The sequence below is a fragment of the Stenotrophomonas sp. HMWF023 genome, assembly GCF_003060985.1.
Taxonomy (GTDB): domain Bacteria; phylum Pseudomonadota; class Gammaproteobacteria; order Xanthomonadales; family Xanthomonadaceae; genus Stenotrophomonas; species Stenotrophomonas lactitubi.
Genome location: NZ_QAIJ01000178.1, coordinates 1 through 13,948, shown reverse-complemented (window position 1 = coordinate 13,948; position 13,948 = coordinate 1). Strand labels below are relative to the sequence as shown.

At 67.1% G+C, this 13,948-nt stretch carries 11 protein-coding genes and 1 pseudogene; 2 read left to right on the top strand and 10 right to left on the bottom strand.

Annotated elements, in window-relative coordinates; translation table 11 throughout:
• Both DBR20_RS22895 and DBR20_RS09700 read left to right on the top strand, forming a co-directional pair.
• Positions 1-1,730, top strand: a pseudogene (locus tag DBR20_RS22895) (hypothetical protein); the annotation flags it as partial.
• A 22-nt stretch (positions 1,731-1,752) separates the two neighbouring features.
• On the top strand, positions 1,753-2,124 hold the full coding sequence (locus DBR20_RS09700) for an Imm1 family immunity protein (RefSeq protein WP_181393058.1): 372 nt from the start codon (positions 1,753-1,755) through the stop codon (positions 2,122-2,124).
• A 145-nt stretch (positions 2,125-2,269) separates the two neighbouring features.
• Here DBR20_RS09700 and DBR20_RS09695 read toward each other — a convergent pair whose 3' ends face one another.
• From DBR20_RS09695 to DBR20_RS09650, 10 genes are all read right to left on the bottom strand, one after another.
• A complete protein-coding gene (locus DBR20_RS09695) occupies positions 2,270-3,244 on the bottom strand; it encodes an ABC transporter substrate-binding protein (protein ID WP_099821301.1) in 975 nt (324 codons plus the stop codon).
• 18 nt (positions 3,245-3,262) lie between these two features.
• Positions 3,263-5,005 carry an amino acid ABC transporter permease/ATP-binding protein gene (locus DBR20_RS23735; protein WP_108266028.1) on the bottom strand — a complete coding sequence of 581 codons (1,743 nt, stop codon included), beginning with the start codon at positions 5,003-5,005 and terminating at the stop codon, positions 3,263-3,265.
• Positions 5,002-5,562 carry a GNAT family N-acetyltransferase gene (locus tag DBR20_RS09685; RefSeq protein WP_108266027.1) on the bottom strand — a complete coding sequence of 187 codons (561 nt, stop codon included), beginning with the start codon at positions 5,560-5,562 and terminating at the stop codon, positions 5,002-5,004. Before DBR20_RS09685 ends, DBR20_RS23735 begins: the two co-directional genes overlap by 4 nt.
• Positions 5,559-6,779: a M20 aminoacylase family protein gene (locus tag DBR20_RS09680; protein ID WP_108266026.1), complete on the bottom strand. Its 1,221-nt coding sequence runs from the start codon at positions 6,777-6,779 to the stop codon at positions 5,559-5,561. The genes DBR20_RS09685 and DBR20_RS09680 overlap by 4 nt, the downstream gene beginning before the upstream one ends.
• A 4-nt stretch (positions 6,780-6,783) precedes the next feature.
• The gene (locus tag DBR20_RS09675) at positions 6,784-8,127 is read right to left on the bottom strand and encodes an LLM class flavin-dependent oxidoreductase (protein ID WP_108266025.1); all 1,344 of its coding nucleotides are present in this window, start codon (positions 8,125-8,127) and stop codon (positions 6,784-6,786) included.
• A gap of 16 nt (positions 8,128-8,143) precedes the next feature.
• Entirely contained in the window at positions 8,144-9,121 is a 978-nt protein-coding gene (locus DBR20_RS09670; protein ID WP_108266024.1) for an LLM class flavin-dependent oxidoreductase, read from the bottom strand.
• A 14-nt stretch (positions 9,122-9,135) separates the two neighbouring features.
• Complete coding sequence (locus tag DBR20_RS09665; protein ID WP_089240600.1) at positions 9,136-9,498, bottom strand: DUF3088 family protein; 363 nt, start codon at positions 9,496-9,498, stop codon at positions 9,136-9,138.
• 166 nt (positions 9,499-9,664) lie between these two features.
• Positions 9,665-10,684 carry an LLM class flavin-dependent oxidoreductase gene (locus DBR20_RS09660; protein WP_108266034.1) on the bottom strand — a complete coding sequence of 340 codons (1,020 nt, stop codon included), beginning with the start codon at positions 10,682-10,684 and terminating at the stop codon, positions 9,665-9,667.
• A gap of 9 nt (positions 10,685-10,693) precedes the next feature.
• Complete coding sequence (gene msuE / locus DBR20_RS09655) at positions 10,694-11,275, bottom strand: FMN reductase (protein WP_108266023.1); 582 nt, start codon at positions 11,273-11,275, stop codon at positions 10,694-10,696.
• Between the two features lie 52 nt (positions 11,276-11,327).
• Positions 11,328-13,904, bottom strand: a complete 2,577-nt coding sequence (locus tag DBR20_RS09650) for a TonB-dependent receptor (protein ID WP_108266022.1) — start codon at positions 13,902-13,904, stop codon at positions 11,328-11,330.
• Between the last annotated feature and the right edge of the window lie 44 nt (positions 13,905-13,948).

Below are 13,948 nucleotides of genomic sequence, written 5' to 3'. Positions count from 1 at the left end.
CTGCGGTGGATGCCGCAGGCACCGCGCCCTTCGGCAACGAAGGAGACACCGAGATCACGTCGGCCATCGCCAGCGGGCAACTGCCTGCCGCACAGCAGGCAAGCGATGCCGCAGGCCTGGCAGCGGCGGCGTTGAGCTATCGCGTCAGCCTGGCACCCGGTGCCAGCGATGCGGTGGTGGTGGCCTTCCCGCTCGGTACCGCCACCGCCGATGCCAATGGCGTGCTGCCGCAAGCACCGGAACTCGATCTTGCCTCGCTACCGCGCGACGGCGACAAGGCCTTCGACACGCTGGCCAGCCGTGCCTCCGCCGATTGGCAGGCACGCCTGGGCCAGGTTGGCCTGCGCCTGCCCGATCCTTCGCTGGTGGACATGCTGCGCGCGCAGGCCGCGTACATGCTGATCAACCAGACCGGCCCGGCGATGCAGCCCGGCCCACGCAACTACAACCGCTCCTTCATCCGCGATGGCATGGCCACCTCGGCCGTGCTGCTGCGCATGGGCGAAGCCAAGGTCGCGCGCGACTACCTGGCCTGGTACAGCGAGCATGGCGTGCACGGCAACGGCCTGGTGTCGCCCATCCTCAACGACGATGGCAGCGTCAATACCGGCTTCGGCTCGGACATCGAGTACGACAGCCAGGGCCAGTACGTCACCCTGGTGGCCGACGTTGCACGGCTGGATGGCGGGCCAGATAGCGTGCGTGCCTATCTGCCCAAGGTGAAGGCCGCGCTGCGCTTCCTGCAGGAACTGCGCGAACGCACGCTGGTGCCGGGCTACATGGCCGACCAGCCCGCACCGGAGCGCTTCGCCGGCATTCTTGCGCCGTCGATCAGCCACGAGGGCTACCCCTCGCCCACCCACAGCTACTGGGACGACTACTGGGGTCTGAAGGGCTGGCATGACGGCGCGTGGCTTGCCGAATCACTGGGCGACCACGAAACCGCGAAGTGGGCGCGCGAACAGTACAAGGCGTTGTATGACGCCCTGCATGCCTCGATCCGCGCGACGATGGCATGGAAGGGCATCGACTTCATTCCATCGTCGGCCGACCTCGGCGACGGCGACCCGACCGGTGTGTCGATCGCACTGGACCCGACCGGTGCGCAAAGCGTGCTGCCTGCCGAGGCACTGCGCACCACCTTCGCCCGTTACCTGGACGATGTGCGCAAGCGCAACCAGCCCGGTGCGCTGTATGCCTACACGCCGTATGAAATCCGCAACGTGCTGAGCTACGTGCATCTCGGCCAGCCTGAAGCGGCCGATGAGCTGCTGCAGGGCCTGCTGCACGATCGCAGGCCGCTGGAGTGGCAGGTGCTGGCCGAGGTCGTGCATTCGCGGCTGCGCTTCCCGCGCTACCTGGGCGACATGCCGCACACCTGGATCGGCGCCGAGTACGGTCGCACCCTGTTCGGCATGCTGATGCGCGAGGACGACGATGCGCTGTCGCTGCTGCCGGGTACGCCGCCTTCCTGGGTGGCCGGTGAAGGCCTGGCCGTCGACCGCCTGCCCACTGCCTACGGAACCCTGCAGATGCAGGCGCGCCAGCGCGATGGAACGCTGCAGGTCTCGCTCGGCAAAGGACTGCGCAAGGGCACGCCGGTACGTGTCTGGTGGCCGAGCCGCACCGTACCAAAGGACGTGCGTGTCGATGGGCGATCGGTACAGAACTTCGACAAGGACGGGGTGTTGCTCGATGGCCCGTTCCGTATGCTTGAGGCACGCTGGTAATGACGCCCCTGCAGGAACCGAAGTGATCGAACTTCTACTCAATGGCGGCCCGGTTGCCGCCACTACCGACGAACAGCTGGCCAGCGCACTGGCGCTGGCCGCATCCATGCCCCAGTTCGAGCTGTGGGCATCGGTGCCCGATGGGCCAACGCTGTGCATGCTGCGCAATGCGGAGCACGCGTGGCTGATGTACCTGCACGAGCCGGGCGACGGCGGCTTCCATTCCTGCGGAAACGAACATCGCGCCGGCAACGCCTATTTCCGGCTCGACAACGGCCAGGTGGATGGCTATCCGCTGGCATGGTGCATCGACGTCGAAGCGTGCTTCGCTGCGATCAGTTTCTTTCACGGCAATGCAGGCGCCCGCCCGGAACACGTCGATTGGCAGTCCTGACCCCGGTAGAGGCCGACCTTGGTCGGCATGCCCCGCCTCGCATTCCGGTGGGTGCCAACCGTTGGTTGGCACGCCCTCCGGTAGAGGCCGACCTTGGTCGGCATGCCTTCCGTCGAGCAAGCTCGACGCCTACCAGGCGGCATCGCTAGAACCCCGGCAACCCCGGTGGATTGGTCTGCGATTGCGGCACCGCTTCTTCGGCCACGTTCCAGCGCGCCAGCACCTTCGCATAGGTACCGCTGCTGATCTGCGTGTTCAGCGCCTGGGTCACCGCATCGGCCAGGCCACTGCCCTTGCGGGTGGTCACCGAGATCGCCGCCGCATCGGGCCAGCCGCCCGGGAACAGGCCGACCCGGCGCACCTTGCCATCGCGTGCCGAATAGGCGCCGGTGGCATTCGGCTCGAACGACACATCGGCGCGTCCGGTGATCACCGCCAGCCGCCCGATCACCGCGTCATCGAAGTACTGGTACTCCACCGGTTTCAGGCCAGCGGCGATGTTCTGCTTGTCCCACTGGCGCAGGATCTGGTCCTGGTTGGTGCTGGCGCCCACGACCACTTTCAGCCCGGCCACGTCGGCGGGCGTGGCGATCTTCTGGATCGGCCCATCGGTGCGGGTATAGATGCCCAGCAGGTCGAAACGGTAGCTGGAGAAATCGAACTTCTTCTTGCGCTCTTCAGTGACCGTCACGTTCGACAGCACCGCATCGTACTTGCCCGATTCCAGCCCCAGCGGCCAGTCGGCCCAGGCCACCGGCACCACCACCAGCTTCAGGCCCAGGCCATCGGCGATCAATCGTGCGATATCGGGCTCCACGCCCACCACTTCCTTGCTGTCGGCACCGTAGTCGGCCAACGGCAACTGGCCAGGATGGGTGGCGATGGTGAAGGCACCCGGGGTGACGAAACGGTAGCCGGCCGGAATCAGCGCCTGCGCCTTCGGATCGGGCGTGCCCTTCAGTATCTCCGCATTGCTGGCTGCAAGTGATGTCGCCGCAACGGGCACGCCATCGGGGCCCTGGCGTACGCGTGAGTAGACGATGCCGGCGATGCCGATGACCAGCACACCGACGATCAACAGGGTGCTGCGTGCGGGACGTCGCTGCGATGCTGGGCTCATGGGGTTTCTCGAAAGGGGTTACAGAGTCTTGGCCAGGAAATCGGCGGTGCGTTGCTGGCGCGGGTGTTCAAACAGCGCGTCCGGCGTGCCCTGTTCGATCACCCGGCCCTGGTCCATCATCACCACGTGGTCGGCCACGCGGCGGGCGAAGCCCAGTTCGTGGGTGACGATCACCAGCGTGGTGCCGGAACTGGCCAGCTCCTCGATCACGCTCAGCACCTCGGACACCAGCTCCGGGTCCAGCGCGGAGGTCGGCTCGTCGAACAGCAGCACCTTCGGCTGCAGCGCCAGCGCACGGGCAATGGCCACGCGCTGCTGCTGGCCGCCAGACAGCTGGCGCGGGAAGGCATCGGCCTTGTCGGCCAACCCCACCCGCTCCAGCAGGGTGCGCGCCTGCTGCTCGGCCTGTGCACGCGAAATGCCGCGCACCGCGATGGGCGCTTCGATGATGTTCTCCAGCGCGGTCATGTGCGGGAACAGGTTGAAGCCCTGGAACACCATGCCGACTTCCGCGCGGCGCCGGCGGATCTCGCTTTCCGGCAGCTCATACAGCGTGTCACCGTCGCGGCGGTAGCCGATCAGCTGGCCGCCCACGGTGACGAAGCCACTGTCAGCGCGTTCAAGATGATTGATCAGCCGCAGCAGCGTGGACTTGCCGGCACCGGACGGGCCGATCAGCACGGTCACGCTGCCCGCCTTCAGTTCCAGGTGCACATCATCCAGCACCGTCTGCTCGCCGAAGGCCTTGCCCACACCCTGCAATGAAACGGCGGCGCCCGTGCCCGCCTCGATCGGCACGGCAAAAGCCGCGCGGCTGGGTACGCGTGCAATGGCCGGCACCACCGGGCGTGGCGGCGTCGACGGCACCCGCGACACGTTGCGCTCATGCTGCAGCTGGCCGCGGGCGAAACGCTGCTCCACCCGCCGCTGCAGCAGCGACAGCACCGTCAGGATCACCAGGTACCAGACCGTGGCCACCATCAGCAGCGGCACCACCTCCAGGTTGCGGCGGTAGATCACCTGCACGGTGTAGAACAGCTCCGGCAGCGCCAACACATAGACCACCGAGGTGCTCTTGGCCAGCCCGATCACATCATTGAACGCCGCCGGCAGGATCGAACGCATCGCCTGCGGCAGGATGATGCGCCGCACCTGTCGGCCGCGCGGCAGGCCCAGCGCGGCGGCGGCTTCGTACTGGCCGTGGTCGACCGACAGGATGCCGCCACGGATCACCTCCGCAGAGAACGCCGCCTGGTTCAAGGTGAGGCCGAGTACCGCCGCAGTGAACACGCCGATCAACTGCGTGGTCGGGTACGAGAACAGGCTGATGCCGGTGAACGGCACGCCCAGTTCGATGGTGCTGTACAGGTAGCCCAGGTTGTTCAGCAGCAGCAACAGCACCAGCAGCGGAATCGAACGGAACAGCCACACGTAGCCCCACGACACCGCCGACAGCAGCGGTGAGCCGGAGACGCGGGCCAAGGCCAACAGTGTGCCCAGCGCGAAGCCGAGGCCGGTACCGAGCGCGGTCAGCAGCAAGGTCCGTCCCAACCCTTCCAGTACCGGGCGGGCAAAGAACCATTCGGCGAACGTGCCCCAGCCCCAGCGCGGGTTGCCCAGCACCGACTGCAGCCCGATCAGGATCAGCGCGAGTGCCAGCACCGTACCGATCACCTGCAGCGGGTGCCGTGCCGGCACGATCTTCAGCGCCGTGGCCGGCTGGCGGGGAATGCCCTCGATGGCGGTGGACGGCGTACTCATGCCACCGCTCCATGCAGTGCGATGGCGGGCGCGACGCCCACCTGTGGCTGCGGCACCAGCTGTTTTTCGAACGGCAGATGCGCGATGGTTTCCGGGTCTGCATCCAGGTCGAACAGCGCGGTGTAGCCGTGGCTGAGGTACAGGCCGACTGCCTCCGGCTGACGGAAGCCGGTGGTCAGGAACACGCGTCGATAGCCCTGCCGCGCCGCCTGGTCTTCCAGTTCCTGCAGTACGCGACGGGCGATGCCCTGCCGGCGCAGACCAGGCAGCGTCCAGATCCGCTTGAACTCGGCGGTATCGTCATCACGATGCGGCATGAACGCACCGCCGGAGATTGCTACCCCGTCGCGCAGCAGCAGTACGAACGCACCCACCGGGGCCGCGAAGGCCTCCGCCGGATAGCGCTGCAGTTCTTCGCGGGCGCTGCCACCAATCCGACGTCGCACGTCCGCGTAGCGGTTGTCGTATTCCTGTTCCAGGCCGTCAAACAACGGCCGCGCCAACGGGTCATCCACCGCGGTGTACAGGAAGCGATCGTTGTCGTACCGCACGCTCATGCCACGTCCTCCACCAGGTAGTGCTCGGCCAAACGCGCCCACAGGCTGGCCGCGGGGGCGATGGCCGCGTCGTTGAACACATAACGCGGGCTGTGCAGCGGCGCGCTGTCACCGTTGCCGACGAACACGAAACTGCCCGGCCGCGCCTGCAGCAGGAAGGCGAAGTCCTCGCTGGCGGTACGCGGTGCGAAGGCCTCCACCACCTGCCCGGCGCCGAAGCCCTGTACCGCCACCTCGCGGATGTACGCAGTCTGTTCGGGGTGGTTGATCACGCTGGGGAAGCCGCGCGGGAATTCGATCTCGGCACGCGCACCAAACGCGGCGGCGGTCTGCTCGGCAATTTCTGTGACCCGCCGACGCAGGGTATCGCGCACCTCTGGCAGGTACGCACGCACAGTCAGCTTCAGCTCGACCACATCGGGGATGACATTGGCGGCCTGCCCACCGTGGATCGAACCCACGGTGACCACGCCCATCTGCCGCGGATCGACATTGCGCGAGACCACGCTCTGCAGCGCGGTGATGATGTGTGCAGCGGCCAGGATCGGGTCGACGCTGCCCTGCGGCTCGGCGCCGTGGCCACCCTTGCCGATCACCCGCAGCCGCGCCCAGTCCACCGAAGCCATTGCGGGTCCGTCGACGAACCCGAAGTGTCCCACCGGCACACCCGGCCAGTTGTGCAGGCCATAGATGGCATCGACCGGGAAGCGCTCGAACAGGCCATCGGCGATCATCTTCGAAGCACCCGACCCGGTTTCCTCGGCCGGCTGGAACACCAGCTGCAACGTGCCATCGAACCGCCCGTGATGCGCCAGGTAGTGGGCGGCCGAGAGCAGGATGGCGGTGTGGCCATCGTGGCCGCAGGCGTGCATCAGGCCTTCGCGCTGGCTGGCATAGGCCAGCCCGGATTCCTCATGGATCGGCAACGCATCGATGTCGGCGCGCAGACCCAACCGGCGACTGCCCTGCCCGCGCTGCAGCGTACCGACCACGCCGGTGCCACCGATACCGGTACTGACCGCATAGCCCCATTGCTGCAGCAGTTCCGCTACGCGAGCACTGGTGCGGTGTTCTTCGAAGGCCAGTTCCGGGTGCTGGTGCAGGTCATGGCGGATCGCGATGGCCTCATCGGCACGTGCCGCGATCTCGGGCAGTACGCCCGTTGCCGGCGAATTCCGTCGGGCATGGCCCGGCGCTACCGAGGTATCTCCGCTCATTGCCTTATCCCACCTTCCGCGCAGGCTCGGCGTCGGTCGAATACCGGCTGGCCTTGCGTGGCAGGCCCAGGTGGTCGCGCAGGGTCTGTCCTTCCAGCCCGCTGCGGTGGTAGCCGCGTGCTTCCAGCAGCGGTAGCACCAGGGTCACGAAATCATCCAGGCCTTCGCGCTGCGCGGCGAAGCCGAGGATGAAGCCATCGCTGGCACCGGCGTCGAACCAGCGGATCAGTTCGTCGGCCACATGCTCCGGCGTACCAATGAAGTTCGGCCGCGGGCTGACCGCCTGCAGTGCCACCTGGCGCAGGCTCAGACCCTGCTCGCGCGCGTCCTGCTTGATGCGGTCGGTGGTGGAGCGGAAGGAATTGGAACCGATATCGCCCAGCTCCGGGAACGGCGCATCCGGGTCGTACTGGCTGAAGTCGTGGTGGTCGAAGAAGCGGCCGAGATACGCCACTGCATCGTCCAGCCCCGCCAGCGCGGCAATTGCCTGGTACTTGGCCTCGGCTTCTTCCGCCGTACGGCCGACGATCGGGCCGATGCCCGGGAAGATCTTGACGTCACCGGCGCTGCGGCCATGGGCGATCGCCGAGTTCTTCACCTTCTGGGTGAACGCACGGGTCTCCTCCAGCGACGGCGCGTGGGTGAACACCGCATCGGCGTACTTGCCGGCCAGCGCAATGCCATCGTCGGACGAACCGGCCTGGAAGATCACCGGCTGCCCCTGCGGCGAGCGCTGGATGTTGAGCGGCCCTTCCACCTGGAAGAAGCGGCCCTTGTGGTCGAGGCGACGGAACTTCTCCGGTGCGAAGAACGTACCGCTGTCGCGGTCGCGCACGAACGCATCGTCATCCCACGAATCCCACAGGCCCTGCACTACTTCAAGGTACTCATCGGCAATCTGGTAGCGCAGCGCGTGTTCCGGATGCGGGCGGCCGTAGTTGCGGCCCGAACCTTCCAGCGGCGAAGTCACCACGTTCCAGCCGGCACGGCCGCCGCTGAGCAGGTCCAGCGAGGCGAACTGGCGGGCTACGGTGAACGGATCGCTGTACGACGTGGACAGCGTGCCGGCCAGACCGATCTTCTTCGTTGCCGTCGCCAGTGCCGACAGCAGCGAGATCGGCTCGAAGCGGTTGAGGAAATGCGGGATCGACTTCTCGTTGATGTACAGACCGTCAGCAACGAAGCCGAAGGCGATGCCGTTGTCCTCGGCGGTACGCGCGATGTCGATGTAATAGCCCAGGTTGACGCTGGCATCAGGCGCGTTGGATGGGTGCTTCCAGGCATGCATGTGGCTGCCGGGGCCCTGCAGCATGATGCCGAACGGGATGGGACGCGGGGTCGTGCTCATGGGGTCGCTCCAGCAGTCAGGCCACCGCCGCGCGGGGAGCGGGCGACAGCAGTTCAAGGGACGTCAGGCGTGCGTCGAGGTCGGCCACCGGCGCGTCGAGGATGAATTCACCCACGCCGAAGCGCCGGTGCAGCGCATCCAGCTCGCTGCGTACGTGCTGCGCGTCGCCAGAGAGCACGCTGGGGCGTGTTTCTTCGACGCGGAAATCAGTGACACCCACCTGCCGTGCGTACTCGGCAGCGGCCTCGGGGCTGGGCAGGTTCACCGTTTGTCCGGGGCCCAGGTGCAGCTTGTAGACCCGCAGCGCGCCGATATGGCGCGCAGCGGCCTCGCTGGTGGGCGCGGCGAAGGCCACCGTTGCCAGCAGCGGTGCAAGCGTGGACACCGTGCGATACGCCGCGAAGGCGGCCTCGATGTGCTTCGGGTCACCGTCGAAGTGCGCGGCATACACGAAGCGCCAGCCCAGTTCGGCCGCCTGCCGCGCGCTCTGCGGGCTTGCGCCCAGCAGGAAGCGCTCCGGCGCCGTCTGCGGAATCGGCCGCGCCTGCGCATCAGCCTGCGCATCGGACAGATATCCTTCCAGGTCGCGCAGCTGCTGGTCGAAATCGGCGAATGCCGGGCGACCGGCGGCCAGTGCGGCAGTCGATGCCGGCAGACCGCCCGGTGCCTTGCCCACGCCCAGATCCACCCGCCCCGGCGCCAGTGCGGCCAGCAGATTGAAGTTCTCCGCCACCTTGTACGGCGCGTAGTGGCGCAGCATCACCCCGCCACTGCCGATGCGGATGCGCCGGGTCTGCGCCAGCACCCACGCCGCCAGCACTTCCGGTGCAGGGCTGGCCAACGTCGGTGCCGCGTGGTGCTCGGCAAACCAGTAACGGTGATAGCCCAGCTGCTCGGCACGCTGTGCCAGTTGCAGGCTGTTGCGCAGCGCCTGTTCCGGCGTGCTGCCGTCGGCCACTGGGCTCTTGTCCAACACGCTGGTGAGGTAGCTCATCGTCACGTCCTCGCTCAGGGGTGGGCCACGGGAATGCCCAGCAGGCCGTTCAGTGCCGCCAGGATCGGCTCGGCACCGGAGATGTACTGGCGCTGCTGGTACTCACCACTGGCGTGCTCATTGACCACGCCCTGCGGCAGCACCAGCTTGGGCAGCGACTGGTCCTGCTCGCCGATCTCGGCGATCACCTCGCGGCGCGGCCGGCTGAAGCCGATGCGGCGCACGTCCAGTTGCGCGTCCAGGCCATCGATGCTCGACAGCGCGCCTTCCAGCAGCAGGCTGTGCCTGCAGAAGAAGCGTTGTCCGGGCAACTGACCGTCTTCGAACTCGCGGTCCAGCAGGAACAGGATGGGTTTGTGGGTTGCGTCTACTGCCACGGAATCGTCCTCGTAGGGGGCGGCAATGCACTGCCGCTTCGATATCGATGCTAGAGAAGGACGGCCGCATGCCAGCGCCAGAACTCGACAATCCACGGTCGGATCCGGCCATGCAGATGCAGGTTGGCAATAAGCAGACTGCCGGCCGTTATGGGCGCTTGCGGCGTCAGGCCGCCTGTGCAGGCGCGCGCCAGCCCAGTGCCGGCGCGATGTCCTCGATCACCGTGGTGAGGATGCGCCGGTAGTCCTGCTCGGGCAGCTCATAGGGCAGCTCCACGCGAAGCTCGTCCACCTGCTGCAGCAGTGGATCGGCCTGCAACCGCGCGATGATCTGCGCCGTGCTGCCGACCACGTCGGGCGCGAACATGGTGCGGCGTGGCCCTTGCGGCGCCAGGGTGCGCGCATGCCGCTGCGCACTGAAGGCGTCGATCCGCCGGCGCGTGGCCGCATCCACACCATCGGTGGGCACCGGCACCCGCCCCACCGCCACGCGGCGCGGGCTGTCCAACGGCAATGCCGCGCGATAGGCCTGCAGGTGCTGCAGCTGGGCACCGAAGAAGTCATCACTCAGCTCGGCGCGGTTGACGTTGCCCAGCAGCAGATGCAGGCCCTGCTCACCCGCCGAACGCGCCGACTGCAGAGAGCCAGCGCCATACCAGACCCGGTCCACCAGCCCCGGCGCATGCGGCTGCAGTCGCGGACGATAGCGCGTGGCGGCGTTGCCGACCTCGGCATCGGCGGCACCCAACGGCTCACCCCGCAGCGCTTCCAGCAACCGCGCCACCCGGCCATGGGAAAAGTCGATGCGCGCAGGGTCGCTGTCGAACAGCAAGGGCCCAACCAGTTCCCCGTGCGGCGGCGCGCCGGTACTGACGCCCACCTGCAGCCGGCCACCGGCCAGCGCGTCCAGCAACGACAGATCCTCAGCCAGGCGGAATGGTGTTTCATAGCCCAGCTGGATCACTGCACTGCCCAGCTCGATGCGCGTAGTGTGCTGGCTGGCCGCCGCCAGGAACACTGCTGCCGAGCTGATGCCCGGTTCCAGGTGGCGGTGGCGCACCCACGCGCCGTCATAGCCCAGCTGTTCGGCAAACGCGATCAACGCCAGCGTCGCGTCCAGGCCCGCGCGGGGTTGTTCCGGTAGATAGCTTCCGGGCGTGAGGAACGCCAAGTGCCGCAGCTGCACCGCCACGTCCTAGGCGATCCTGCGCAGCGGCGCCGGCAGCGCCGCCGCCAGTGGCGCCACGTGTCCCGCTGCACGCTCGGCCGCCAGCTGGATGCGCGCCTGCAGAGCAGCACTGTTGATGCGGTCGCCGTCGAAGTCGGCCGGCGTGGCATACACCCCGATCGGCAACGTATGCGCCTGCAGGAAGCTGAAGAGCGGCCGCAGCTGATGGTCGATCACCAGCGCGTGGCGCTCACTGCCACCGGTCGCGGCCAGCAGCACCGGTGTATCCACCAGCGCGTCCAGCTCGATGAAGTCGATCAGGTGCTTGAACAGGCCCGGATAGGACCCGCGATATACCGGCGTGGCCGCTACCAGCAGCTGCGCCGATTCAATCGTGGCCAGCGCCCGCTCAACCTGCGGCTCCACTTCACTACGCTGCAGCGCCTGCCCCAGCGAGCGCGCGATCGGCGCCAGCTCGACCAGCTCCACGCTGATGTTGACCCGCTCACGCAGCTCTTCCAGCAGATGCCGCACCAGCAGCAACGTGCGCGAGTTGGCCGATGCCGTCGGCGAACCAATCAACGCAACCACATTCAATGCAGATGACATGAAACGCTCCCATGTAGAGCCAAGCCATGCTCGGCTGCGTGTCGCATGAACCTCAGAACCGGTAGTTGACGCGCCCGTACCAGAACGTGCCGACGTTGCTCAGCACATCACCGCTGTCCCAGGTGGTCTCGATGCTGGCCACATCGGTGGCGCTGCGTGCGTATGCGGGCACTTTGCGTGTGCGCTTGTCGAACAGGTTGTTGATGCCCAGTGCCGCGCTCCAGCCCGCGCCCAGCTCCACCCCTCCGGACAGGTTGGTCACCAGCACCGGCGGCTGCTTGTACTCCACGCCGTTGTTAAGGCGCTTGATCGGGCCGTAGTAGGTGAAGTCCACGTTCGAGCGCCAGCGCCCGTTCTGCCAGCCCAGCCCCGCCACCTGCGTGTACGACGGCGTGCGGAAACGCAGCGCGTACTCGCTCGATTTGGTCAGCAGGTTGATGTTCGGCAGCCCCTGCAGTGCCTGCGGAATCGCGCTCACCTTCTGGATGGTGGTGCGGCCCACGTTGGCCGCATAGCTCCAGCGCAGCTTGCCCCATTGTGTTTCCTGGTTCGCTTCCAGGGTCAGTTCCACACCGCGCGTGCGGGTATCGCCCACGTTGGTGAAATAGCTGGCGTAGAACGCATCACCGGGCAGGATGCTGATGCCGGCCGTACCCAGCAGCGCATCAATCGTGTTCTTCTGCGCGGCGGTCAGCACCGTGCCGCTGTTGTCGGTCACCCGCGCCGGGTCCTGCGCGTTGTAGCCGATCTGGCTGGACTGGCCGAGCTGCCCGCGAATGTCGATCTGGTACGCATCCACCGCCAGATGGAAGGCCGGGCTCGGGTCCCAGGTCACGCCGAGGCTGTAGTTGGTGGCCTTCTCCGGCTTCAGCGGGGTAGCGCCCAGCGCCACCGCTGCTGGCGAAGCGACCTGCGCCACCAGCGTGGTACCGCACGGGCAGCTGCCGGTGGCCTGGTAGAACTGCGCCCCCAGGCTCGGCGCGTGGAAGCCATTGCTGACCGTGGCACGCACGCCCAGCGCATCGGTGAAGTCGAAGCGCGTGGTCAACCGACCGGTCGACACCGTGCCGAAGTCGGAATGGTCTTCCCAGCGCGCGGCTGCATCCAGGTACCAACGCGAGGTGATGTTGGTCGCTGCACCTGCGTACACCGCCTTGCTGTTGCGGCTGGCCTTCACCGCATCGGCGGTGGAATAGCCCACGAAGGCGGCCGCACCGAAGCCGGTGTACGACTCCCACTGCCCGGCCCCGCGCTCGTACTGCTCGTGCTGGTATTCGGCACCGGCACTTACTTCCAGCGGCGATGCGAAAGCCGCCACCTCGAAGCTGCGACGCAGGTCGAGGTTGGCGATTCCCTGCTGGTAGTCCAGCTTGCCGTCGTAGAAGTCGGTCGGCGAGTCGGGGTACGGCAGCGAGTAGTTCACCGAATTGCGGGTGTAGGTGCGCACCGTGTTGCGGTTGCCGGTCAGGCTGACGTCGTAGTCCCAGCCCGCAACCTGGCCTTTCACCCCGGCCGTGCCGGTGTACTGCTTCTCCTTGGTTTCCAGCACCGGCAGGAAGCCGTCGGGAAACACGCTCAGCACGCCCGGCGCCCGGTAGGTGGTGAAAATCGTCGCCGGCAGCCGGAAATTCTGGATCGCCTGCGCGGTACGGTCGCTGGCGGTCGCATTGGCGTAGAACTGCGCGTTCTCGCCCAGCCCATGGCCCACGTTCACCGCGAAGGCCTTCAACGCATACGACGGCGAGCTGAGGATGATGTTGGCCTCGGCATCGCGTCCGGCCTCGGCCGGGTTCGGCGACGCCCCGGCCGGCAGCCGGTTGTTCGGCCGCAGCGCCACAAGGTTGCCGTTACCGTCCACCGCCGGATAGCTCAGGTAGCCATCGATATAGCGTCGCGTGCGGATTGCATGGTGCTGGCGCGTGCTCTCACCGGACAGGTTGATGAAGCCATCCTGGCCCCAGGGCAGGCCGATGTTGGCGCGCACGCTGGTGCGGCTGCCGTCACCATCGGTGCTCTGCCCGCTCTCCACCGACACATCGCCACCGTGCGCCTGCGATTTCAGGATCACGTTGATCACCCCGGTGATCGCGTCCGAACCGTAGATGGCCGAAGCGCCGTCACGCAGCACCTCCACGTGGTCGATGGCCGATACCGGAATCAGCGCCAGGTCGGCCCAGGCGTGGCCCGGATAACCACCACCGTTGGCGCCACTCACATACGCACTGGCGTTGCGGCGCTTGCCGTTCACCAGCACCAGCGTGTATCCCGGCGACAGGTTGCGCAGCTGGTAGCCGCGGATCAGGCTTTCCTGGTCGCTTTGATAGCCACCGATCTGGCTGAGCGAAGGCAGGCTGCGCTGCAGGGCTTCAAGCAGATTGGCCTGGCCGGTAGCCGCCAGGTCCTCGGCGGAAATCACGTCGATCGGTGTCGAGCTGTTCTTCACCGTGCGCGTACTGGTGCGCGAACCGGTCACCACCACCGCATCCAGCGTGGACGCGGCAAGGCTGGCCGAAGTGGCAGTGGTCGCCGACGGCGCATCGGCATCAGCCGCATACGCCGGGGCAGCGGCCAGAGCGGCCGCAATCAGAAGGGAGAGCGTGGACAGCGCAGGAATGTGGGCAGCAGGCATGGGGGCTCGTGGGGGTGGGCCGGAGACACACCTCCATTCAAGGG

Coding starts and splice junctions, on each gene's coding strand:
- DBR20_RS09695 (WP_099821301.1), bottom strand. CDS start 3,244: ATGAGCCCAGCATCGCAGCGACGTCCCGCACGCAGCACCCTGTTGATC.
- DBR20_RS23735 (WP_108266028.1), bottom strand. CDS start 5,005: ATGAGTACGCCGTCCACCGCCATCGAGGGCATTCCCCGCCAGCCGGCC.
- DBR20_RS09685 (WP_108266027.1), bottom strand. CDS start 5,562: ATGAGCGTGCGGTACGACAACGATCGCTTCCTGTACACCGCGGTGGAT.
- DBR20_RS09680 (WP_108266026.1), bottom strand. CDS start 6,779: ATGAGCGGAGATACCTCGGTAGCGCCGGGCCATGCCCGACGGAATTCG.
- DBR20_RS09675 (WP_108266025.1), bottom strand. CDS start 8,127: ATGAGCACGACCCCGCGTCCCATCCCGTTCGGCATCATGCTGCAGGGC.
- DBR20_RS09670 (WP_108266024.1), bottom strand. CDS start 9,121: ATGAGCTACCTCACCAGCGTGTTGGACAAGAGCCCAGTGGCCGACGGC.
- msuE (WP_108266023.1), bottom strand. CDS start 11,275: ATGTCATCTGCATTGAATGTGGTTGCGTTGATTGGTTCGCCGACGGCA.
- DBR20_RS09650 (WP_108266022.1), bottom strand. CDS start 13,904: ATGCCTGCTGCCCACATTCCTGCGCTGTCCACGCTCTCCCTTCTGATT.